The sequence below is a fragment of the Candidimonas sp. SYP-B2681 genome (assembly GCF_003971065.1).
In the GTDB taxonomy this organism is placed as follows: domain Bacteria; phylum Pseudomonadota; class Gammaproteobacteria; order Burkholderiales; family Burkholderiaceae_B; genus Pollutimonas.
On the sequence record NZ_RYDV01000004.1, the window covers coordinates 1 to 21794 of the forward strand.

The 21794-nt window shown below is 58.2% G+C and carries 26 protein-coding genes; 20 read left to right on the forward strand and 6 right to left on the reverse strand.

The annotated features are described in order from the left end of the window. Positions 1-795: 795 nt before the first annotated feature. Positions 796-1347 (reverse strand): adenine phosphoribosyltransferase, encoded by a 552-nt coding sequence (locus tag EKL30_RS09510; RefSeq protein WP_126706998.1) that lies wholly within the window; start codon positions 1345-1347, stop codon positions 796-798. Positions 1348-1519: 172 nt separating this feature from the next. Between EKL30_RS09510 and EKL30_RS09515 the strand changes: the two genes are divergently transcribed. The 10 genes from EKL30_RS09515 to EKL30_RS09560 all read left to right on the forward strand — a co-directional run bounded on the left by EKL30_RS09515 (position 1520) and on the right by EKL30_RS09560 (position 9327). Further along, positions 1520-2542 carry an SIS domain-containing protein gene (locus EKL30_RS09515; protein WP_126706999.1) on the forward strand — a complete coding sequence of 341 codons (1023 nt, stop codon included), beginning with the start codon at positions 1520-1522 and terminating at the stop codon, positions 2540-2542. 14 nt (positions 2543-2556) lie between these two features. Beyond that, a complete protein-coding gene (locus tag EKL30_RS09520; RefSeq protein WP_126707000.1) occupies positions 2557-3156 on the forward strand; it encodes an HAD family hydrolase in 600 nt (199 codons plus the stop codon). 4 nt (positions 3157-3160) lie between these two features. Beyond that, positions 3161-3784 carry an LPS export ABC transporter periplasmic protein LptC gene (gene lptC, locus EKL30_RS09525; protein WP_126707001.1) on the forward strand — a complete coding sequence of 208 codons (624 nt, stop codon included), beginning with the start codon at positions 3161-3163 and terminating at the stop codon, positions 3782-3784. Next, a complete protein-coding gene (gene lptA / locus EKL30_RS09530; RefSeq protein ID WP_126707002.1) occupies positions 3781-4383 on the forward strand; it encodes a lipopolysaccharide transport periplasmic protein LptA in 603 nt (200 codons plus the stop codon). Before lptC ends, lptA begins: the two co-directional genes overlap by 4 nt. Before the next feature lie 41 nt (positions 4384-4424). Then, on the forward strand, positions 4425-5219 hold the full coding sequence (gene lptB / locus EKL30_RS09535) for an LPS export ABC transporter ATP-binding protein (RefSeq protein WP_126707003.1): 795 nt from the start codon (positions 4425-4427) through the stop codon (positions 5217-5219). Between the two features lie 250 nt (positions 5220-5469). Beyond that, positions 5470-5799, forward strand: a complete 330-nt coding sequence (gene hpf / locus EKL30_RS09540) for a ribosome hibernation-promoting factor, HPF/YfiA family (RefSeq protein WP_126707004.1) — start codon at positions 5470-5472, stop codon at positions 5797-5799. A 162-nt stretch (positions 5800-5961) separates the two neighbouring features. Continuing rightward, positions 5962-6417 carry a PTS sugar transporter subunit IIA gene (locus tag EKL30_RS09545; protein WP_199748527.1) on the forward strand — a complete coding sequence of 152 codons (456 nt, stop codon included), beginning with the start codon at positions 5962-5964 and terminating at the stop codon, positions 6415-6417. Between the two features lie 10 nt (positions 6418-6427). Then, positions 6428-7357, forward strand: a complete 930-nt coding sequence (gene hprK, locus EKL30_RS09550; RefSeq protein ID WP_126707006.1) for an HPr(Ser) kinase/phosphatase — start codon at positions 6428-6430, stop codon at positions 7355-7357. 87 nt (positions 7358-7444) lie between these two features. Next, entirely contained in the window at positions 7445-8320 is an 876-nt protein-coding gene (gene rapZ, locus EKL30_RS09555; protein ID WP_126707007.1) for an RNase adapter RapZ, read from the forward strand. Beyond that, entirely contained in the window at positions 8317-9327 is a 1011-nt protein-coding gene (locus EKL30_RS09560; protein ID WP_126707008.1) for a septal ring lytic transglycosylase RlpA family protein, read from the forward strand. Before rapZ ends, EKL30_RS09560 begins: the two co-directional genes overlap by 4 nt. 144 nt (positions 9328-9471) lie before the next feature. Here EKL30_RS09560 and rsmI read toward each other — a convergent pair whose 3' ends face one another. Then, positions 9472-10407, reverse strand: coding sequence for a 16S rRNA (cytidine(1402)-2'-O)-methyltransferase (rsmI, locus tag EKL30_RS09565; protein ID WP_126707009.1), 936 nt, complete (start codon positions 10405-10407; stop codon positions 9472-9474). A gap of 38 nt (positions 10408-10445) precedes the next feature. On the opposite strand from rsmI, the gene EKL30_RS09570 reads away from it, so the two are divergent. The 6 genes from EKL30_RS09570 to EKL30_RS09595 all read left to right on the forward strand — a co-directional run bounded on the left by EKL30_RS09570 (position 10446) and on the right by EKL30_RS09595 (position 14751). Beyond that, a complete protein-coding gene (locus EKL30_RS09570; protein WP_126707010.1) occupies positions 10446-11003 on the forward strand; it encodes a YraN family protein in 558 nt (185 codons plus the stop codon). 106 nt (positions 11004-11109) lie between these two features. Then, positions 11110-11703, forward strand: a complete 594-nt coding sequence (locus EKL30_RS09575; protein WP_199748528.1) for a phosphoheptose isomerase — start codon at positions 11110-11112, stop codon at positions 11701-11703. Beyond that, complete coding sequence (locus EKL30_RS09580) at positions 11703-12422, forward strand: BON domain-containing protein (protein WP_126707011.1); 720 nt, start codon at positions 11703-11705, stop codon at positions 12420-12422. The genes EKL30_RS09575 and EKL30_RS09580 overlap by 1 nt, the downstream gene beginning before the upstream one ends. 61 nt (positions 12423-12483) lie before the next feature. Then, on the forward strand, positions 12484-12975 hold the full coding sequence (locus EKL30_RS09585) for a peroxiredoxin (protein WP_126707012.1): 492 nt from the start codon (positions 12484-12486) through the stop codon (positions 12973-12975). 124 nt (positions 12976-13099) lie between these two features. Then, positions 13100-13999, forward strand: a complete 900-nt coding sequence (gene argB, locus EKL30_RS09590; RefSeq protein WP_126707013.1) for an acetylglutamate kinase — start codon at positions 13100-13102, stop codon at positions 13997-13999. Between the two features lie 5 nt (positions 14000-14004). Then, positions 14005-14751, forward strand: coding sequence for a pyrimidine 5'-nucleotidase (locus tag EKL30_RS09595; protein WP_126707014.1), 747 nt, complete (start codon positions 14005-14007; stop codon positions 14749-14751). Here the strand turns inward: EKL30_RS09595 and EKL30_RS09600 are convergent. From EKL30_RS09600 to gpmA, 4 genes are read right to left on the reverse strand one after another with little or no spacing between them, the layout of a single operon-like run. Beyond that, complete coding sequence (locus EKL30_RS09600) at positions 14748-15497, reverse strand: molybdopterin-synthase adenylyltransferase MoeB (RefSeq protein WP_126707015.1); 750 nt, start codon at positions 15495-15497, stop codon at positions 14748-14750. The two genes, EKL30_RS09595 and EKL30_RS09600, sit on opposite strands and share 4 nt — an antisense overlap. Next, positions 15497-17074 (reverse strand): S41 family peptidase, encoded by a 1578-nt coding sequence (locus EKL30_RS09605; protein WP_126707016.1) that lies wholly within the window; start codon positions 17072-17074, stop codon positions 15497-15499. The genes EKL30_RS09600 and EKL30_RS09605 overlap by 1 nt, the downstream gene beginning before the upstream one ends. Before the next feature lie 49 nt (positions 17075-17123). Beyond that, the gene (locus EKL30_RS09610; RefSeq protein ID WP_126707017.1) at positions 17124-18596 is read right to left on the reverse strand and encodes a murein hydrolase activator EnvC; all 1473 of its coding nucleotides are present in this window, start codon (positions 18594-18596) and stop codon (positions 17124-17126) included. A gap of 1 nt (position 18597) precedes the next feature. Beyond that, positions 18598-19350: a 2,3-diphosphoglycerate-dependent phosphoglycerate mutase gene (gpmA, locus tag EKL30_RS09615; protein WP_126707018.1), complete on the reverse strand. Its 753-nt coding sequence runs from the start codon at positions 19348-19350 to the stop codon at positions 18598-18600. A gap of 90 nt (positions 19351-19440) precedes the next feature. Between gpmA and EKL30_RS09620 the strand changes: the two genes are divergently transcribed. The 4 genes from EKL30_RS09620 to EKL30_RS09635 all read left to right on the forward strand — a co-directional run bounded on the left by EKL30_RS09620 (position 19441) and on the right by EKL30_RS09635 (position 21782). Continuing rightward, complete coding sequence (locus tag EKL30_RS09620; protein WP_126707019.1) at positions 19441-19851, forward strand: rhodanese-like domain-containing protein; 411 nt, start codon at positions 19441-19443, stop codon at positions 19849-19851. A 29-nt stretch (positions 19852-19880) separates the two neighbouring features. Further along, positions 19881-20138 carry a glutaredoxin 3 gene (gene grxC, locus EKL30_RS09625; RefSeq protein ID WP_126707020.1) on the forward strand — a complete coding sequence of 86 codons (258 nt, stop codon included), beginning with the start codon at positions 19881-19883 and terminating at the stop codon, positions 20136-20138. 64 nt (positions 20139-20202) lie between these two features. Next, entirely contained in the window at positions 20203-20715 is a 513-nt protein-coding gene (gene secB / locus EKL30_RS09630) for a protein-export chaperone SecB (protein ID WP_126707021.1), read from the forward strand. An 11-nt stretch (positions 20716-20726) separates the two neighbouring features. After that, complete coding sequence (locus tag EKL30_RS09635) at positions 20727-21782, forward strand: NAD(P)H-dependent glycerol-3-phosphate dehydrogenase (protein ID WP_126707022.1); 1056 nt, start codon at positions 20727-20729, stop codon at positions 21780-21782. The last annotated feature ends 12 nt before the right edge of the window (positions 21783-21794 follow it).

Sequence of the window (21794 nt, forward strand, 5' to 3'; positions counted from 1 at the left end):
ATCCTATACGAGGATCGATTCACGCAAGGCTATGGCCAGCTAGACTCTCAGTTGTACGGAAAACAGGCGGATCAATGATTTATCAAAACCGCCCAAACACAAAAATTCTGACACTCCCGAAGCACGGGCCGCAGCGAACTTGAGCCCAGCCCCCGCGAACCCTCTGAACCGGCGCCAGAACGGGACCATGATCATAGCCACCAGATTAAGACGCGTGCCAAACCACACTGGCTAGGGCAAGCGCAGACGCCCGCGAGCCCTCCCAACCCTGCCACGGGATCCCCGGTCCTCACGCCGATGACCGAGTCCGTCCGATGATCATTGCCCCCAGGTGCAGAGGGTTCGCGGGGGCTGGGCGAAAGGTTGAGCAAGCCGGCCGCGCCGTTGGCGTCGGGGAAAAAAGGGCGAAGCTGTCTGAGTGGGGTCAACAGTCCGTGGACTGTTGACCCCACGAGTTCTTCGCCCGCCCCGAGGACAACGGCGCGGCCGGGAAGCCCGGCGAAGCGCGGGCCGCAGCGATCTTGAGCCCAGTCCCCGCGAACCCTCTGAACCGGCGCAAGAACAAAAACCAGCTTCAGAAAAGAAAAACGAGCGCAAGAACAAAAACCAGCGCCAGAAAAGAAAAACGAACGCAAGAACAAAAATCGATACGGAAGCAGGCGCCGATGCCAGAAAATCGACGTTAAGTGACGTGACTCAAATCGAAACGATTTAAAGCATTCAGCAAAAAAGCAACAACGAACTTAACGCCACACCCGATTCAACACCAAAATCCGGGTCAAAAACAAAGCCCCATCAAGGCGAATCATTATTAAAGCTACATACCGTATAAATATCCAGCCCTGTTTCTTTCAGCGCCTCCGACCCACCTAGTTCGGGCAAATCAATAATCGCCGCCGCCTCCACCACATTCGCACCCAACCGCTGCAACAACTTCGCCGCCGCCAGCATCGTCCCACCCGTCGCGATCAAATCATCAATCAACAACACCCGCTGACCCGGCCGCACCGAATCCGTATGCATCTCCACCGTAGCATTCCCATACTCCAGCGAATACTCCTCGGCCACCGTCTGAAACGGCAACTTCCCCTTCTTGCGCACCGGAACAAAACCCAAATTTAGCTCATAAGCCAAAACAGAGCCCAGAATAAAACCACGCGCATCCACACCAGCAACCAAATCCAAACGCTGCCGCATATACCGGTACACAAACATATCCACCAGCACTCGGAACGACCGGGGGTCTTGCAACACCGGGGTAATATCTCGGAACGTAACACCGGGCCTGGGCCAATCGGGAACACTACGAATCGCCTTGCGAACGTAGTCGGCAGGATCAATATGCATGTAAATCGCCAAAACTCAAAAAGCAAAAAAAAGATCCGAACAAGCCAACCATCATACCTATTGCGCTTGATCGGCCTAGGCATAACTATACGCGGCCAGTCCTTACCCCGGCTTACACAATCGCTTCAGTTACAAATAAACCACATCGACAATGTGCGTTTAAAATCACCAGATGGAAAAAATACTGAACGCCGTGCCTGCCGAAACGCCACCGTCACCTACCCTGATCGCGGAAGAAATGTTGGCGTCCGCCCACCGCACCTTCCAGACCGAAATAGCCGGCTTGAAGACCGTGGCAGCCAGCCTCGACCGCAGCTTCGAAGAAGCCGTTTCGATGCTGCTCGCCTGCGAAGGCCGGGTCGTCGTAACGGGCATCGGCAAATCGGGCCATATTGCCCGAAAAATCGCCGCCACCCTGGCCTCTACCGGCACACCGGCATTCTTCATGCATGGCGGGGAAGCCATACATGGCGACCTGGGCATGTTGACGCGGCAAGATATCGTACTGGCCATCTCGTACTCTGGTGCGGCGCATGAACTATTAACCGTATTGTCGGTCGCAAAACGTATGGGTGCTCGCCTTATTTCCATGACCGGCAATCCCCTTTCAGAGCTCGCCCGAAATGCCGACCTGCACTTGAATGCGCATGTCGATCAGGAAGCCTGCCCATTGAACCTTGCCCCGACCGCCAGCACCACAGCGGCCTTGGTCTTGGGCGATGCCTTGGCAGTCGCCTGCCTGGAAGCGCGCGGATTCAGCCGTGAAGATTTCGCCCGGTCCCATCCGGGTGGGGCGCTGGGACGGCGTCTGCTGACGTTTGTGCGCGACGTCATGCGCAAGGGCGATGCCCTTCCTATTGTGACGATCGACACGAAAATCCCCCAGGCGCTGGTAGAAATGTCCGCCAAAGGTATGGGCATGACAATCGTAGTAGACGACAAACGCCTTCCCATCGGCATCTTTACCGACGGCGACCTGCGCCGGCTGATTGCCAGGCATGGTGACATTCGTCAGCTGACCGTGGCCGACGGCATGAGCCGCCACCCCAAGACCGTCGCCCCGGGCGCGCTGGCGGTCGAAGCTGCTACGCTGATGGATGCCGGTCGTTTGAACCAAATGCTCGTGGTGGACGATACCGGGCTATTATTAGGGGCTTTACATATGCACGATCTGCTTGCCGCCAAAGTGATCTGAAATCCTATAACAAAATGAATCTGCCGACTATTGCTCACCCCGTCGAAGCCCTCATATTGGCCAAACTTTCGCCTTCCGTCATCGAACGCGCACGCCAGGTGCGCATCATGGCGTTTGACGTCGATGGCGTGCTGACCGACGGAAAGCTTTGGTATGGCGAAAACGGCGAACTGATGAAATGCTTCAATTCACTGGATGGCCACGGGCTGCGCCTGATGAGCGAAAGCGGCATTACGGTGGCATTGATCACGGGGCGCGAAGGTCCAATTCTGGCGCGCCGCGCCGCTGAATTAGGTATCGCGATCGTGCACCAAGGCATACGCGACAAGTCTCAGGCCATTAGCGCCCTCGCGCAGGAACATGGGTGCTCGTTAAGCGAAGTCGGTTATATGGGCGACGACATCATCGACCTTTCCGCGCTGCAACGCGTCGGGTTCGCCGCCAGCGTACCCAATGCACCGGCGTACATTTCCCAAGTGGCGCACTGGACCTCATCCAAGCCGGGGGGATCCGGCGCCGTGCGCGAATGCTGCGATGTGATCCTGGCGGCGCAGGGGCGGCTTAGTGTTTTCTTTACCCAAAGCGCCAAGTTAATGAGCGGCGTCATTCAATAAGCCCATGAAAGAACGTGCCCCCGCTCTTATTGCCATCTTCTTGCTGCTGTCATTAGTGCTCGGGACGTGGTGGGCGGCGGGCTATGCGCAACGCGCCATTCCTATCGACCCGCCACGGCGCATTACCCACGAGCCCGACTCATGGGCCAGCGACTTCGTTATGTTGCGCACCGACGCCGCCGGGGTTGCCATCAATCGGCTCGAAGGCGCGTACATGAAGCACTTTCCTGACAACGATTCCTACGAAATCACTAAGGCAAAAGCCATAGGTCAGCAGCCGGGCTCACCGATTACGATAGGCACGTCGGACACGGCAGTGATGGATCAGGATGGCGAACGGGTCGTAATGACGGGTAATGCCCATGTCCACCGTCAGGCCGAAGAAGATCGCCCGCCGCTCGATGTGACCAGCCATGAACTTACCATCATGCCTGACGAGAATGTGCTGTTTACCGATAAACCGGCACATGTGGTCAATGGCAAATCCACCATGGACGGTAAAGGCATGCGTTACGACAACAATACCCGCCAATTACAAGTCTTCTCGGCGACCGATGTGAAAATTTCCGGCCAGGACTCCAAGCCAGGCAAATCCGCTAAACCGACACAACAAAAAAATAAACCATGAATCTACCGCGACTTACCTCTTTTGCAGCGTGGCTGACGGCTTCGGCACTGGTCTGTGTTGCCGGATCCGCCCATGCCCAGAATGCCGCCCCCGCCGCCGAAGAGCCCGACACCCTGATTCTGTCCGATACCCTTAACTACGACGACCTGAAAAAAGAAAGTATTTTCACCGGCAACGTCATCATGACGCGCGGCGCCATGACGTTGAACTCCGACACACTGACCATGCGCGAGGACGCGCAGGGGTTCCAGTATGGCACCGCAACGGTCGAGCCGGGCAAGCTGGTTTTCATCCGGCAGGAAAACCCGGAAAAGTTTGAAGTCCTTGAGGCCCGCGGCGTTCGGGCAGAATACGACGGCAAAGCTGAAAAAATCGACATGATAGGCAAGGCCATCGTCACCCGCTTCATTTGCGGCAAACCCTTCGACAACGTCAAGGGCCAGCGCGTCATCTATCACCAGAAGACCGCCACCTACGAAGCTTACGGCGGGCCTGATTCGGCCGCTCCCGGCGGACGCGTCCGCTCTTTGGCTCGCCCACAAGCCAGGGCGGATGCCGCCATTGCCGAGTGCAAGGCCAAATCGGCTCCGCGAAAGTAATGCCCATCGCATCACCTGTTTTACAAAAGTAGCGACTATTTATGTTTTCTTCCGACAAGCCGAAATCCGGTAGCACCCGCTCGCCAAGTGCTACTCACGGCAGCCTCAGCGCCACCGGCTTGCGCAAAACCTATGGCAAACGCACGGTCGTACACGACGTATCCCTGTCGGTCGACAGCGGTGAAGTGGTGGGTTTGCTGGGGCCCAATGGCGCTGGCAAGACAACCAGCTTCTACATGATTGTCGGCATCGTCCCCACCGACGCAGGCCGCATCGAAATCGACGGAACCCCCATTACCAGCATGCCGATGCATAAGCGGGCACGCATGGGCTTGTCGTATTTACCACAGGACGCATCGGTTTTCCGCCGCCTTACGGTCGAAGAGAACATACGCGCGGTTCTGGAATTGCAACTGGATGACGATGGTCAGCCCTTGTCATCGGCCAAAATGGGCGAGTACCTGGAATCGTTGATTGACGAACTCCAGATCGGGCATATTCGCCGCAATACCGCCATCTCGCTGTCAGGCGGCGAGCGCCGGCGCGTGGAAATCGCGCGTGCTTTGGCGACCCATCCGCGCTTTATATTGCTGGATGAACCGTTTGCCGGTGTGGATCCCATCGCCGTTATTGAAATTCAGCGCATTGTGCATTTTTTGAAGGGCCGCAATATCGGCGTGCTGATCACCGACCACAACGTGCGTGAAACGCTAGGCATTTGCGATCGCGCCTACATCATCAGTGAAGGCAAAGTCCTTACTAACGGCCACCCGAACGACATCATCGACAACGAAGCCGTCCGCAAAGTTTACTTGGGCAAGAACTTCAAGATGTAAAGCCCCTAGCAGTCGTTACGCCGCCTCAACGCAAAAAACAAACGCCTATTCGGGCGTTTTTTTATGCACAACAATTTTCAAGCTTACTCCTTCAGTACGAGGCAGGCAAACCCCAGAATGTTTGACCTGACACACTTGATTTACTGTACATAATCTATACACTGAAATCATTGACTGACCATTACAAGGAGACCGCCGCCACCCTTACAGCGCAATACTGCGCACCCCATTCTTTACAAGGAGAGCCCTTATGAACCTGAGCATTACTGGTCGTCATTTAGATATCACTCCCGCTATACGCCAATACGTAACCGAGAAACTGGCGCGAGTCGCGCGACATTTCGATAATGTCATCGACACCCAGGTCATACTCTCGATCGAGCCGCTAAAACACACTGCCGACATCACCATGCGCTTGCGCGGCAAAGACATCCACTGCGAAGCCGCTGACGAAAACCTGTATGCGGCAATTGACTTGCTGGCTGACAAGATCGACAGGCAGGTACTCAAATACAAATCGAAAATCCAAGACCACGCCCACGAGCCTGTTAAACGGCAGGAAGTTCCTGCTATCGAGTAACACTCGCCCCCAGCTTTTGCCGCGCCAACGACGCCAACAGGGCTCGTTCACGATAAAAGCGTAGCGCAAAATCTGGCAAACTGGCCTCAATCGCCCTTAGTGATTGGGGCCTTAGTTATGTTGCTTTGTAAGGCAGGGCCCAAACCCCATATAATGAACACCATGAACTTAATGTCGCGTATCTTGCCGCTATCGAATGTGGTGCTTGATCTGGCTGTCACTAGCAAGAAGCGGGCCTTCGAACAAGCCGGCCTGCTTTTCGAGAACCATCACGGGATCGCCCGCACGGCCGTCTTTCAAAGTCTTATTGCGCGCGAACGGCTCGGTTCCACGGCGCTCGGGCATCAAGTCGCCGTTCCGCACGGTCGTATCAAAGACCTGAAGGAGCCCTGCGCGGCTTTTATCCGCCTGGCCGACCCTGTTCGCTTTGACGCAACCGATGGCCGCATGGCCAGCCTGCTGTTTATCTTGTTGGTACCCGAAACCGCAACCCAGATCCATCTGGACTTGCTGGCCGAAATCGCAAAGCTGATGTCCGACTCCGGACTGCGACAGGCGCTATCCACCGAAACGGACCCCACTGCCGTACACCGACTCCTGACCAGCGAACCAGCATAAGGCGAATGCCATGCTTACCATTCACGAACTCGTCGACGACAACGCCGAGCAGATTCCCTTCACCTGGATTGCTGGCACCGACTCGGCCAACCGCATTATTCCCGATGTAGGCATGTCGGGCGCCGATCTGGTCGGGCACCTGAACCTCATCCACCCATCGCGCATACAGGTGTTCGGCGCTGCAGAGCTTTCTTACTTCACCCGCTTCGACGCCAAGCGCCGGATTCATCACCTTGAAGACCTGGTCGCGGGCGGCGTGCCCGCCATACTCGTGGCCGAAGGCATGCAAGCCCCCGACGATCTCCGCGAATTCTGCGATCAGCAAAAAATCCCATTGATTTGCACCCCGATCGACGCCGCTCAGCTGATTGATTTGCTGCGCATCTACCTTGGCCGGCGGCTGGCGCCCAAAACGATTGTGCATGGCGTCTTTATGGACGTACTGGGTGTGGGCGTACTGATTACCGGCGAGTCCGGACTGGGAAAAAGCGAGCTCGCGCTGGAACTGATTTCGCGTGGCCACGGCCTGGTGGCTGATGACGCCGTCGAACTGTCGCGTACCGCGCCCAACATGATAGAAGGCCACTGCCCTGCCTTGTTGCAAAATTTGCTCGAAGTGCGCGGCCTCGGATTGCTTGATATTCGTACTATATTCGGTGAGACCTCGGTGCGGCGCAAAATGAAGCTAAAGCTGCTGGTGCACCTCATCCGCTCTACACCCGACGCCTTCGAACGCCTGCCGGTACAGGATCAAACCGAAGACATTCTCGGCTTGCCGATACGCCGCGTCATGCTGCAGGTCGCAGCGGGACGCAACCTGGCCGTACTGGTCGAAGCCGCCGTGCGCAACACCATTCTCGCCTTGCGCGGCATCGACACCATGGGCGAATTCATCGAACGTCAAGCGCTGGCCATTATGGAAAGCAGCCGGCGCGAATAATGCCGCCGCTGCAGCAAATCCAGGCATCCTATAGAATCAGGAGGCAAGAATGCGTTTGCCTCTTCGAAACATGGAACCCCCACCCTCATGTTGAATATTGTTCTTATCACGGGCATCTCCGGCTCAGGCAAGTCGGTGGCTTTGCGCCTACTGGAAGATGCGGGATACACCTGCGTCGATAATCTGCCGGTGCGTTTCCTGCACGACTTCATTGCCAGCACACGCGAAAGCGGTCTTGAACGCGTGGCTGTCGCGATCGATGTGCGCTCGCCGGGCGAACTGGCTGACCTGCCCGGTGTCATCACCAGCCTGCGTGCCATAGGAACGGCGTTTCGAGTCATATTTCTTGATTCCAACGATCACACCTTGCAGCAGCGGTATTCCGAGTCGCGCCGCCGCCATCCCCTTACCGACCGATTGCAACAGGGCGGCAAATCGCCGTCGTTGCAAGAATGCATCGACACCGAGCGCGAACTTCTGGCGCCCCTGCGCGAACAAGAACACGTAATCGATACCTCCGACCTGACGCCGGGCCAGTTACGCGCGTGGGTCCGCGATCTGGTGCAGGCCGACCGGGCACCTGTCGTGCTGACATTCGAGTCCTTTGCCTACAAACGTGGCGTTCCGGGCGATGCCGATCTGGTCTTCGATGTGCGGTGTTTGCCAAACCCGCATTACGACCGGAACCTGCGTCCGCTTACTGGCCGCGACGAGCCAGTAGCAAAATGGCTGGCGCAATTTGGCAGCGTTGAAACCATGATCGAAGACATTGCCGGGTTCATCCGGCGCTGGCTGCCGCTTTATATGCAAGATACCCGTGCTTATCTGACGGTCGCCGTTGGTTGCACGGGCGGCAAGCACCGTTCGGTGTATGTCACCGAGCAGCTTGCGCAGCGCTTTGCCGACCACTCACCACTACTGATAAGGCACCGCAACCAGCCCCCGCCACCCGATATCCCATGAGCCGATACCGATTACTGATTATCTCTTTTTTAAGCCTGGCCATTTTGGCGGGCTGCTCCGGCACAAAAAAGTCCAGCAGTAGTCGGGGCGGCGGATACTATCTTGATGATGGCCCGGGTTCCAACATACCGGCGAATATCGAGGCCATTCCCGACGCCCAGCCTCGCATCGAAGTCCATGCCAAAGCCAATTTCAGGCCATACACGGTTTTTGGCAAACGGTATTTTCCGGTCAGCGACCAGAAGCCCTTTCGCCAGGAAGGGACCGCCTCGTGGTATGGCCGCAAGTTTCACGGCAATAAAACCGCCAACGGTGAAACCTACGACATGTATGCCATGTCGGCGGCCCATCCCACATTGCCGATTCCCAGTTACGCCCGCGTCACCCGCGCAAGCAGCGGCAAGTCGGTGGTTGTTCGAATCAATGATCGCGGCCCTTTTCACAGCGCGCGCATCATCGACTTGTCGTACGTCGCCGCCGCCAAGCTGGGAATCGTGGGCCCCGGTAGCGGCCAAGTGATCGTCGAAGCCATCACCAATGACGACATCCGCAACAATCGGCATGTCGCGCCTAACGCCACACCAATCGCTCCCGCCGCGCCGCCAAGAAATCCGGCGCCACAAGTTGTGCAAGCCTTACCGGTAAAGCCCAATGCATTGCAGCTCGCGTCCCGCGCACCGCAGGTGACGCCCGATGCATTGCAAGTTCTGCAAGACAGCGAATTAAACCCGGAACCAAAACTGCCGGCCAAGCAACTCATGGTCGGCAATGCGGCACACGTTTATCTGCAGTTTGGCGCTTTCAGCATGGCCGAAACGGCGGAAAGCCTGGCATCAAAACTTAATCGGCAGATCAACCTGGTGGAAAGCCGGGTCGCATTGGTAGACAACGCCAACAATCTGTATCGCGTACAGATAGGCCCCTATCCGTCGCGTACCGCAGCGGTCAATGCCGCGGTGAATATCCGCCAAGCCACCGGCATGCAGCCCACCATCGCACTACACTAAGCCCGATACACCGCTGGTCCGTGCCACGCTGCGGCGTCGTCAATGGCTCATTCCGTTTCAGACCAAACGTGAAGGCGAAGCGCAGACATTACTAAGGTAAGGCAGGCGATGCCGACACCGTGCACGATGGATCTGGGGAGGGAATTACTCGTCGGTCTTCTGGCGTGCCAGTGCCAAGGCATACAAGGTATCGCGCGGCAATCCCGTCACCTTGGCCGCGACCCTGGCCGCATCGCGCACCGACAGCGTTTCCAGCAAGGCGTCCAGCAACACCGAGCTGGACGGATCCAGCGCATCATCGTTCTGCGCTTCATCGGCTTGGTGCACAATCAAGACGAACTCACCTTGACTGCGATGCGCGTCCTGGTCCAGCCAGCCGGCGGCCTCGGCAAGCGGCATGGTCACAACCTGTTCGAAGCGTTTGGTCAGTTCGCGGGCGACCGTCAACTTGCGCAGCGGCCCGCAAACCGCGAGCATGTCGCGCATCGACGCCGCCAGCCGGTGGGGCGACTCGAACATCACGATAGGTGCCGGCACCGCGCACCAGCGCTGCAGCCACTTTTGTCGCGCAGCCGCCTTGGGCGGCGCAAACCCAGCAAATACGAAGGCCGGATTCTCATCCGTCGTAACGCCGCAGGCCATTAATGCGGCGATCACGGCGCTTGCGCCCGGGATGGCAACAACGCCATAACCTGCCTCACGCGCCGCGCGGACGATTCGCGCTCCCGGGTCGCTGACAGCCGGCGCGCCGGCATCGGACACCAGGGCGACCCGTTCGCCGCGCGAAAGGCGCTCGACTATGGCCTGAGCCGCCTCGGCCTCGTTATGCCTGTGGGCGGCGATCAGCGGCGTGCTGACTCCCCATGCGTCGAGCAAAGGGCGGCTGGCACGTGTGTCTTCAGCGGCAATCACATCGCAGCGCGCCAATGTTTGCCAGGCGCGCAAGCTCAAATCCCCCAAATTGCCGATAGGGGTCGCCACCACATACAAGGTCGATGTCGGCCAGTGCTGGGCATCCACACGCTCGGTGAGACGTTTCCATGTCGTTGGGGTATCGGGAAAATCGGGCGTTTCACTCATACTACGAAGCAATGCCTTAAATAAAAAGGGTAAGAATCATGGCCGACGACCAACGACTATACGAACTGGCCCGGCTGGCACAACAGAAAGCCGCAAAAACGCTGCGGCGCAGGGCAAATGCCCAGGCCAGAAAACGAGCGCATCAAGCCGCCACATGCCTGCCAGGGGGCGGCCGCCTGACCGACGACGCTGAAGCCTGCCCGATGGAATCGGCCCCCGAACAAGGCACGCGTTCCCCAACACAACAAGCGGGCGATCGGGCAGAAGATCGGGCACGCCAGCTATTGCAAGCTAGCGGTTTGATCATAATCGTTCAGAATCTGCGCAGCAAAACCGGTGAAATCGATCTGGTCGCCATCGATCGCGACACGCTGGTCTTCATTGAAGTTCGCCATCGTCGTGGCTCACATCAATACGGCGGAGCCGCCGCCAGTGTAAACCGCAACAAGCAAGCACGGCTCGTCAGGACGGCGCAATTTTTCCTGCCGCGGCTAAGCCGGCGTTATTTCCTGGGCACCACCCCAGCCTGCCGGTTCGACGTGATCACCGACCAAGCTGATGGGCTGAGCTGGATAAAAAATGCATTCGAAGAATAAAAATCCGCAAGCGCCATGACCGCAACCGGCGCCGCGCTACGCCGAATGGCCGGAAAGGTTACGTCCGTTGACATTATTTTCATTCGAACATGAGATAATCACCGCTATGGACATGACATCTCACATGACATCGCATTTCAACGATGCAATCGATGCCTTAAAAGCCAGTTCGCGCGAACTGTCCGAGCCCCTGTCGGTGGCGGTAGACCTCGTTTTCGGGTCTCTTGCCAACAACGGAAAGATCCTCGCCTGCGGCAATGGTGGTTCGGCTGCCGACGCACAGCATTTCATCGCTGAACTCGTCGGCCGGTTCGAGCGCGACCGCCTACCTTTAGGCGGCGTGGCGCTTAATACCGACACATCCATCCTTACGGCAGTCGGCAACGACTACGGGTTCGATGCGATCTTCGAACGGCAAGTGGCCGCCTTAGGCCAGCCGGGCGATGTGCTGGTGGCCATTTCCACCAGCGGCAATTCCACGAATATCATCCGCGCTATCGAAGCCGCCCACGACCGCGAAATGCCGGTCATCGCCTTCACCGGCAAAGGCGGCGGCAAAATCAACGAAATACTGTACGAAACCGACATACATTTGTGCGTGCCACACGACCGCACCATGCGGATTCAAGAAGTGCATATCGTGCTGCTGCACGCCTTGTGCGACGGTATCGATGCACTCTTACTGGGAGACACGCTGTAATGGCTACACACCGACGCGCTCGACGCTTTTTGCTCGCAGGCCTTGCTTTAAGCAGCCTGATGGCCCTTTCGGGATGCGGGCTATTGGTGGTGGGCGGTGCTGCCGCCACCACCGCCACGGTCGCAAGCGACCGCCGCACCGCTGGTGAACAAGTCGAAGACCAGACCATTGAAATGAAAGTCGGTGCCGAAATGCGCAAGCTTTTCAGCGAGGACGTCGCCCGCGTCAATGCCACCTCGTACGCCGGCATCGTCCTGCTTACCGGCGACGTACCGAATGAACAAGGCAAACAACGCGCTGCCGAGTCCGCCAGGAAGGTCGAGAAAGTCAAAAAAGTCATCAACGAACTGCGGGTGGGCGACATTACGCCGGTCAGCGTACGCAGCAACGACACCTGGCTCACCTCCAAAGTTAAATCCACCCTTATCAATACCAAGAATGTACCGTCTCGCACCATTGTGGTCACCACCGAGCGCGGCGTTGTGTACTTGCTGGGCAAGGTCACCGCCCAGGAAAGCCAGATGGCCGGCACAGCAGCATCCAGTGTTACTGGCATCAACAAAGTAGTAAAATCATTCGAAATCGTCGCGGCGGAAACGGTTATGGCGCCCTTGACCGCGCCCGCCAAAACCGCGCCCGCTCCCATCCAGGATTCCGGCTCGACTGGCACGACACCTGTTGACTCTAGCGGCGGTGCAGAAACCATACCTGTTAAATGAGAAATGTCTGTAACCGGCGGCGCCACCGTCCTGCGACCCCGGGCAGCGGAAACGGATCATAATGAAAAAGCTTTTCATCGGAATTGTTGTTGTGCTGGCCCTTGCGGGGGCTGGCATTTGGCAATTTGCCGGGTCGGCCAAAACAGCGCCCGACGTCACGTTTACCACCCTGACCGGCGACAAGATCACCACCCAAGATCTGCGCGGCAAAGTGGTGCTGGTCAAGTTTTGGGCCACCAGTTGCGTAACCTGTATCGCGCAAATGCCCGACACCATCCAAAATTATAAAGATCTCTCGCCCAAGGGATTTGAGACCATCGCGGTGGCCATGCAGTACGACCCCGCTAATTACGTAAAGAACTACGCCGAAACGCGCCAGCTGCCGTTTCCGGTCGCCATTGATTCCATGGGCGACATTGCCAAAGCGTTTGGCGACGTCAAGCTTACGCCCACCACCTTCCTTATCGACAAAGAAGGTCACATCATCAAGCGCTACCTGGGCAATTATGACAAGGCCGCCTTCCTGGCCACCGTCAACAAGGCGCTAGGCTAGAACCCATGGCAGTAGTGCCATGGCAAAGCATCAACAAGAATGTTTCACCGCCCGGGAATGTCGTGCTGATCCCGGGTTTTTTACATCTGAAACGGCCGAAAAGCCTAAACCTTTAAAAGCGGACATGACCCTATCCAGCGACTCTTCTAGCCATTCTTCTACTGTCAAGGCAGACGTATTGTCGGAAGCCTTGCCGTATATCCGACGTTTCCACGGCAAGACGGTAGTCATCAAATACGGCGGCAACGCCATGACCGAGGAGGCATTGCAACGCAGTTTTGCGCACGATGTGGTTCTGCTCAAGTTGGTCGGCCTTAATCCTATCGTGGTGCATGGCGGCGGCCCGCAAATCAATGCCGCGCTCAAGCGCATAGGCAAGGAAGGCACCTTCATACAGGGTATGCGTGTTACGGATGCCGACACCATGGAAGTGGTGGAATGGGTATTGGGCGGTCAGGTACAGCAAGACATCGTCATGATGATCAACGAAGCTGGCGGTAAAGCCGTGGGCCTTACCGGCAAGGACGGCTGCCTGATCCAGGCCAGAAAGAAACTGCTGGAAGACAAAGACCATCCCGGCCAGTGGCTGGACATCGGCTACGTGGGTGAAATCACCCATATCGAACCAGCAGTCGTCAAGGCCCTGCAAGACGACCAGTTCATCCCAGTCATTTCGTCTATCGGCTACGGCGAAGACGGCACTGCCTACAACATCAATGCCGACGTGGTTGCGGGCAAGATGGCCGAAGTGCTCGGCGCTGAAAAACTGGTCATGATGACCAACACCCCCGGCGTACTGGATAAGTCCGGCGAACTGCTGCGCCAGCTCTCCGCCCAGACCATCGACGAACTGTTCGAAGACGGCACGATTTCCGGCGGCATGCTGCCCAAGATTTCTTCGGCCCTGGAAGCCGCACGCAATGGTGTCACCTCGGTACATGTGGTGGACGGCCGCGTGCCGCATTGCCTGTTGCTGGAAATACTGACTGACCGTGGCGTGGGCACCATGATCAGCTCGCGCTGATCATCATGCGGGCCTTGCGCAGTATCGTCGCATCCCATCGTCCGCGCCGCTCTTCGGGGCCCGCGGGCGAACGCGAAACCGTGTGGCTGTTCGACCTGGACAACACCCTGCACGATTGCTCCAAAGCCATCTTCCAGGCCATCGATAGCGGCATGGCCAATGCCGTGGCCACCAGCCTGAACATTGGCATGGACGAGGCCAACGTGTTGCGCAAGCTTTACTGGAAGCGCTACGGCGCCACAGTAATCGGCATGGTGCGCCATCATGGCGTCGACCCCCATACCTTCCTGGAACTGAGCCACAGCTTTGACGTCGCGTCGATGGTGCACTGCGAAAACGGGTTGGCACACAAGCTGCAGCAATTGAAGGGGCGCAAAATTCTTTTGACCAACGCCCCCTTCAAATACGCGCGCGACGTCCTAAAAACCCTCGGTATTCTGCAGCAGTTCGAATGCCTGTGGGCCATCGATCATATGCGGCTACAGGGGCAGATTCGCCCCAAACCGTCTGCCGCACTGATGAAGCAGGTACTGGCACGCCTGCGGGTGCCGGCAAGCCAAGTGGTCCTGGTCGAAGATACACTGCGCAATCTCAAAAGCGCGCGGCAGGTCGGTATGCGAACCGTGCATGTGTTTCACCCGGGCACGCCTTTTTCATCGCTGAACAATGGCCGATGCCATTACGTCGATGTGCGTGTGAATTCGGTAGGAAAGCTGTTGGTAGGCCGCCACGGCCTGGGTGGCCCGCGCTAACGCGTGCGACACACCGGGCAATCGGGATCGCGCTTAAAGCGCACCGTGTTCCATTGCATGCTCAGGGCGTCCAGGCACAGCATGCGCCCCACCAGGGGCTCACCCATGCCCGTCAACACTTTGATCGCTTCAGCCGCCTGTGTGCTGCCCACAATCCCTACCAGCGGCGCCAGCACCCCGGTGGTCGCGCAGCGCAGCTCTTCGACGTCATCGGCTTCGGGGAACAGGCAGTGGTAGCACGGTGCGTCGTCGCGCCGCATATCGAAGACACTGATTTGCCCGGCAAAACGGATGGCGGCGCCCGACACCAGGGGCTTGCGATAGGCAACACAGGCGCGATTGACCGCGTGCCGAGTGGCGAAATTATCACAGCAATCAAGCACCACGTCGGCCAGCGCCACCTGTTCGGCGAGCGCCTTGTCGTCCAGGCGCTGCACCAGCGCTTCGACGTGGGTCTCGGGATTCAATTGCGCCAGCATATGCTTGCCCGACTGGGCCTTGGCCCAGCCGATACGATCGGTGGTGTGAAGGATTTGGCGCTGCAGGTTGCCGAGTTCGACCAGGTCGTCGTCGGCCAGCACAATGTGCCCCACCCCAGACGATGCCAGGTAAAACGCGGCCGGAGAACCCAGCCCCCCGGCCCCCACAATCAGGACCCGGGCCTTCAACAAACGTTCCTGCGCTTCGATCCCGAATTCGTCTAACAGAATATGCCGCGCATACCGCAGCAGCTGCTGGTCGTCCATCACGGCGTCTTGATCAAGCCTCCCGGAGTCAGCCTGTAACGCTCGATTATGGGTTCAATCGGGGTCACTGGACTTTTTTTTTCAGCAGCGGGTGCGGTCTTGTCGGCGGGCTGAACCTCTTTGGGAACCACCGCTTCCCCCGCCTTTGCGTTGGCGGCGGGTTTGCCCTTCGCACCCGCGGGCTCGGCTTTATCAGCCTTGACCACTAGCGCGGGATCCATTTTCTTGACGGGCCGGCCTTCCAGGAAGTTAACGGCCTGGAGCAACTGGTAATCGTCGGCACCGCCGAACTCGAACATCTTGGGTTCGGTCTTGTCCTCTTTGGTATCGGCAGCGGCGGCTTCTTCAGCAGTTTCACCGTTAACCAGGTGGCGCTGCAGATCGACTTCGCGCGGCAGGCGGAACAAATTGCCCTGCGCCGTGTCGTCAACCGCGATGTCGGGATCGACACCCGTTACCTGGATCGACTTGCCCGAAGGTGTGTAGTAACGAGCGGTAGTCAGCTTGATGCCGGTGTCGTCGGTAAGCGGCAATACGCTTTGCACCGAGCCCTTGCCGAAGGTACGATTACCAATGATTTTGGCACGCTTGTGATCTTGCAACGCCCCCGCAACGATCTCGGATGCGGACGCCGACCCAACGTTGACCAGCACCACCATAGGCACCGTTTTGCTCCAGGGGGCAATTTTGGACAAGTAGTCGGCCGAACCATTGCTACCGATGTAGCTGCGCATATAGTCGCCGGGCTTGGCGAAATATTCACGGTTGGACGACGGCACACGGCCCTTGGTCGATACCACTAAAACGTCGGGCTTCAGGAATGCCGAAGACACGCCGATGGCGCTGTCTAGCAGGCCACCCGGGTCGTTGCGCAAATCGAGCACCAGCGCTTTCGGAGGCGCCTTGGCCCCCAGTGTATTCAACTGCGCGACCAGGTCGGCCGCAGTGCGCTCCTGGAATTGGGCAATACGCACATAGGCAATATGGTTGTCCAGCATTTTGCTGCGCACGCTACGGACCTTGATCAGGTCGCGGACAATATTGATGACCAGCGGCTTATCGCGGCCCTGACGCACAATGGTCAGCTCGATACGCGTTTTTGGTTCGCCGCGCATCAGTTTGATCGCATCGTTCAGGGTCATGCCCTTGGTGCGCTTGCCGTCGATATGCGTGATGATGTCGCCAGCCAGGATGCCGGCACGCGCTGCAGGCGTGTCTTCGATGGGCGCAATAACCTTGGGCATGCCGTCTTCGCTGCCAATTTCGATACCCAGGCCGCCGAAACCGCCTTGCGTAATGGCTTCCATTTCCTTGAAAGCCTCGGCATCCAGATACGTGGAATGCGGATCAAGGTCGCTGAACATGCCTTTGATGGCATCGTTAATCAGTTTATGGTCGGTGACGGGCTCGACGTAGCTGCTTTTTATCGCGGCAAACACATTGGCGAACTGTTGCAGTTCTTTCAAGGGTAAGGGCTCGCCGCGCTGCGCTGCCGCCGTAATGCCCAAACTGACCAATACGCCGCCGACGGCGCCCACAACTACCAAACCTAAACCGCTAAACCTGCGAGTGCTCATGCACATTCCCGAATTAAATAAACTGCTGGACAAACAAATAGTACCGAATTTACTGCCTTAACCATAGCAGAGGATTCACCGGGGTACCCTGGTGCCGGATCTCGAAGTATAGACCCGAGTCCACCTGACCGCCGGTCGCCCCTACGGTGGCGATCGTATCGCCAGTATCCACGATATCGCCCACCCGTTTCAATAGGCTTTGGTTGTAGGCATAGACACTAAGGAATTTGGCCCCGTGATCGACAATAATAATATTGCCAAAACCGCTAAGCCAGTTGGAATACACCACGCGGCCCGACGCAATCGTCTGGACCTTGGCGCCCTCTGGCGAGCGCAATACGATTCCGCGCCATAAGCCGCCCTCCGGGCGTTCCGCGCCGAAACGGCCCAGCACCTCGCCACGCACGGGATATGGCGCCCCCTTCTTTAACCCCGTAAAGCCGCCGGACGGCGCCAACCGCGGCTGTGCAGCGCCAGGAACCGTTCCCTTGATCGATTCTGCCTCGGGAGCAGGCGTGGGCTTGGGTGCGGGACGAGCTGCCGCCTCTTCGGCGGCGCGGGCCTGGGCACGGGCAGCCTCGACCTGCAGCCTGGCCTTCTCGGCCTCTTGGGCGTCTTGCTGGCGTTGAGCACGTTGTTGGGCTGCCCGGGCCGCCTGTTCCGCCTTGCGTGCCGCTTCACGTTCGCGTTCCAGCGCGCGGCGGCGTTCGATCGCGGCCAGCCTGGCTTCTTCGGCTTTGCGGGCGGCCTCGGCCTTGCGTTTTTCTTCGGCCAGGCGTGCTTCCTCGGCCTGCTTGGCAATGGCCGCTTCAAGCCCTGTAACCAACGTGCCCAAACGTTTGTCGTTGCGCTCCAGGCGCTCGGCCTGACTGCGCTGCTCGGCTAGCAGCGTTTCGATTCGTTCAAGTACTTTCTGACGTTCGGCTTTTTGCTCTTGGAGGGACTCTTTCTGTTCGGAAGTCGCTTGCGCGAGGCGGATCAGTTCTTTCTGGCTGGCTTCGGAACGCGCCTGTAGCGCAGCAAGGGTGTCGATGGCGCGGCGCACCGCCCTTACCGCCTCGGCCTGTGCCTTCGAAATATAACCCAGATAACTTAGTTCACGCCCTATCAGCTGCGGGTCGTCGCCCGACAGCAGTGCGGTCCAGGGCGACAGGCCGCTGGAATACTGGGCACGCAACTGGTCGCTGAGTTCCCGCTGGCGTTCGGCCAACTGGCTTTTCTGATCGGCGATCTCGAGGTCGAGCTGTTTTAGCTCGACCTCGACCCTGCGCTGGTGCGCCGACAGATCCGCTAACTGGTGATTGATCGACGAGATGGCCGATTCAGAGTCTTTAAGGTCGTTGGCCGCGTCGCGGCGCGTGGACTCCTGGCTATCGATTTCCTTCTGCACGGACTGAATGCGTTCGCGAAGCTGCGCTTGCTGCTTTTTGGCATCAGCCTGCCGTTGTGCAAGCGATGGCTCGGCCGCCCATGCCAAGCCGGTCCATAGGACCAGCACAAGGGAGCCGAGCGCACGCTGCATACTATGCCTTCTGGGCTTTGCCCTGGTTAGCCACCGCGGCCATGGCCGCTTCGATTTGAGCGGGGTCGCCCAGATAGTAATTGCGTATCGGACGCAGGTCTTCGTCGAGTTCATAGACCAGCGGCTGACCGGTGGGAATATTCAGGTGCACGATGTCGTCATCAGAAATGCCATCAAGATGCTTGATGAGCGCACGCAGGCTATTGCCGTGTGCCGAAACTAGAACGCGGCGTCCGGCGCGGATAGCCGGTGCGATCGATTCGTTCCAGAAAGGCAATACACGTTCCACCGTATCGGCCAGGCACTCGGTTGCCGGCAGCTTGTCGGCAGCGATTTTTGCGTAGCGGCGATCGAATCGCGGGTGGCGCGCGTCGTCGATTTCGAGCGGGTTCGGTGCAATGGCGTAGGCGCGGCGCCAGATCAATACTTGTTCCTCGCCGAACTTCTGAGCGGTTTCCGATTTATTCAGACCTTGCAGGGCGCCGTAGTGGCGCTCGTTCAGGCGCCAGCTAAGCCCGGTTGGGGTGTACATGGCGTCCATGGCGTCGAGCGCGATCCATAAGGTTCGGATGGCGCGCTTTAGCACCGACGAATAGGCCAGATCAAACTCGAAGCCCTTTTCTTTTAACAGTTCACCAGCAAGCCTTGCCTGCTCGCGCCCGGTATCGGTTAAATCGACATCGGTCCACCCTGTGAAACGATTTTCAAGGTTCCACTGGCTTTCGCCGTGGCGCATCAAAACAAGTTTATGCATGATAAAAAAACGCCTAAAAGTTGAAATTCGCTGTCCATTTTATAATCGTATGATTCTGCTCTTTTTCCAAGGGCATATTCGGGATATATCGTGGACTTTTTTCTAGATCAGAACAACCTCATTGTCATATTCGTCGCCATTGCATCGGGCGTGATGCTTCTATTGCCCACTATACTGAAAGGTGGCGGCAAGACAGTGAGCGTGCAAGAAGCCGTACAACTGGTAAACCAGAAGCAAGGCCTTTTCCTTGACGTGCGCAGTCATGAATCCTTCAAGACCGCAAGCATACCTCAGGCGCGCAATGTGCCGGTAGCCGACCTTACGTCCAAACTGGCCAGCCTGCCCAAAAGCAAGCCTATTATCGTAGTATGCGATAGCGGCCGCGATTCAGCCCGGGTAGCAGGCTCGTTGCGCAAGCAGGGCTACAACGAAGCGGTCAGTCTGGCGGGCGGCCTTCAGGCCTGGCTCAAAGATGGCATGCCCGTTTCGAAGAAGGCCTGATCAACTAATCTTTTTCACTGAGGAAATCCATGGCAACCGTAACGATGTACACCACCGCCGTGTGCCCCTATTGTGTTCGCGCCGAAATGCTGCTTAAGCAGCGCGGCGTGACCGAGATTGAAAAAATCCGCATAGACGTCAACCCCGAGCAGCGAGATATCATGATGCAGCGTACCGGGCGTCGCACCGTACCGCAGATTTATATTGGCGATACCCACGTGGGGGGCTACGACGACCTGGCAGCCCTCGACCGTGCCAATGGCCTGACGCCGCTGCTTAATACCTGATCACAACGATGCCCCGAACCGGGCCTCGCCCCTTAATCGCTTAACCCTACTTTCAGGAACCACTATGGCAGATCAGCAACCCACCGCCCAAGATAGTCAGGACCCCAGCTTCAGCCTGCAGCGCACTTACGTTAAAGACTTGTCGCTCGAAATGCCCAATGCCCCACAGATCTTTCTTGAACAGGAAGGTCCTACGGTAGAAGTCTCGATCAACGTCGGTGGTCAGCGCCTGGCCGAAACGGTGTACGAAGCGACGGTCACCGCCACGGTCACCACCCGCATTGGCGACAAGGTTCTGTACCTGGTCGAAGCGACTCAGGCTGGCATCTTCGAAGCCGCCAACATTCCCGACGAGCAGCTCGATCCGCTTATCGGAATTGTTTGCCCCACCATGCTTTATCCCTACCTGCGCGCCAACGTGGCCGACGCTATTACCCGCACATCGCTGCCTCCGCTGCATCTAGCCGAAGTCAACTTCCAGGGCCTGTACGAGCAACGCATCGCCCAACTGGCCGAAGAACAACAAGGCAAAGAAGACTCCGGTTTGATCCTGCCTCCTGGCGTGACACGTCAGTAAACGGTGGCACTATGAGCGCTTCCACCCAGCGTACGCGCGTAGCCGTTCTTGGCGCCGGAAGCTGGGGGACCGCTCTGGCGGCACTGGCCTGTTCGCAGGCCGATACCCTGCTCTGGGCGCGCGACCCCAAAGTCGCTCACCAGATCGACCAGGAACACCGCAATTCCCGGTATTTGCCCGATATTCGCTTACCCTCGGCTTTGCGTGCCACCGACAGTTTTCAGCAAGCCATCGATCACGTGTGTGCCGAAGGCGCACAACATAGCTTGATCATCCTGGGCGTACCCGTCGCCGGCTTGGCAGACACGTGCACGGCACTGTCCCGCAGCGTGAAACCCGGCTGCAGTTCGCAGATAAGCGTCGTCTGGACGTGCAAGGGTTTCCAGCATGAAACCGGTCTATTGCCTCATCAGATCGCGCAAGCCGCCTTGGCCGATTGGCCCGGCATAGGGCTAGGCGTGTTGTCAGGGCCTTCCTTTGCCCACGAAGTGGCGCAGGGCTTGCCTGTGGCGCTTACCTTGGGCACCACGCAGGCATCGACTGCCGACGCCGTCCTGGCGGCACTTCACGGCACAAACGCACGCATCTACACCAGCACCGATGTCATCGGCGTAGAAGTGGGCGGTGCGTTGAAAAACATAATGGCAATTGCCTGCGGCATTTCAGACGGCCTGGGCCTGGGCACCAACGCCCGCGCAGCACTGATCACCCGAGGCCTCGCCGAGATGCAGCGCCTGGGACTGGCACTGGGCGGGCGCTCAGAAACCTTTGCCGGTCTCGCGGGCCTGGGCGACCTGGTGCTAACGTCCACCGGGGCGCTATCGCGCAATCGCCAGGTAGGGCTGGCCATAGGTCAGGGACAGCCACCCGGCCAGATTTTGGCAGGCGGCATAACGGCCGAAGGCGTGCGCTGCGCGCGCGCCGCCCTGGCTTTGGGCATTCAGCATAACGTCGACCTGCCCATTACCGAAGCGGTTTGTAATGTACTGTTTGATGGCCTTGCACCACGAGACGCCGTATCAAGCCTGTTGTCGCGCGAAGCACGGGAAGAAGCCCCCTCTGTGTAGCGCCGACGCCCC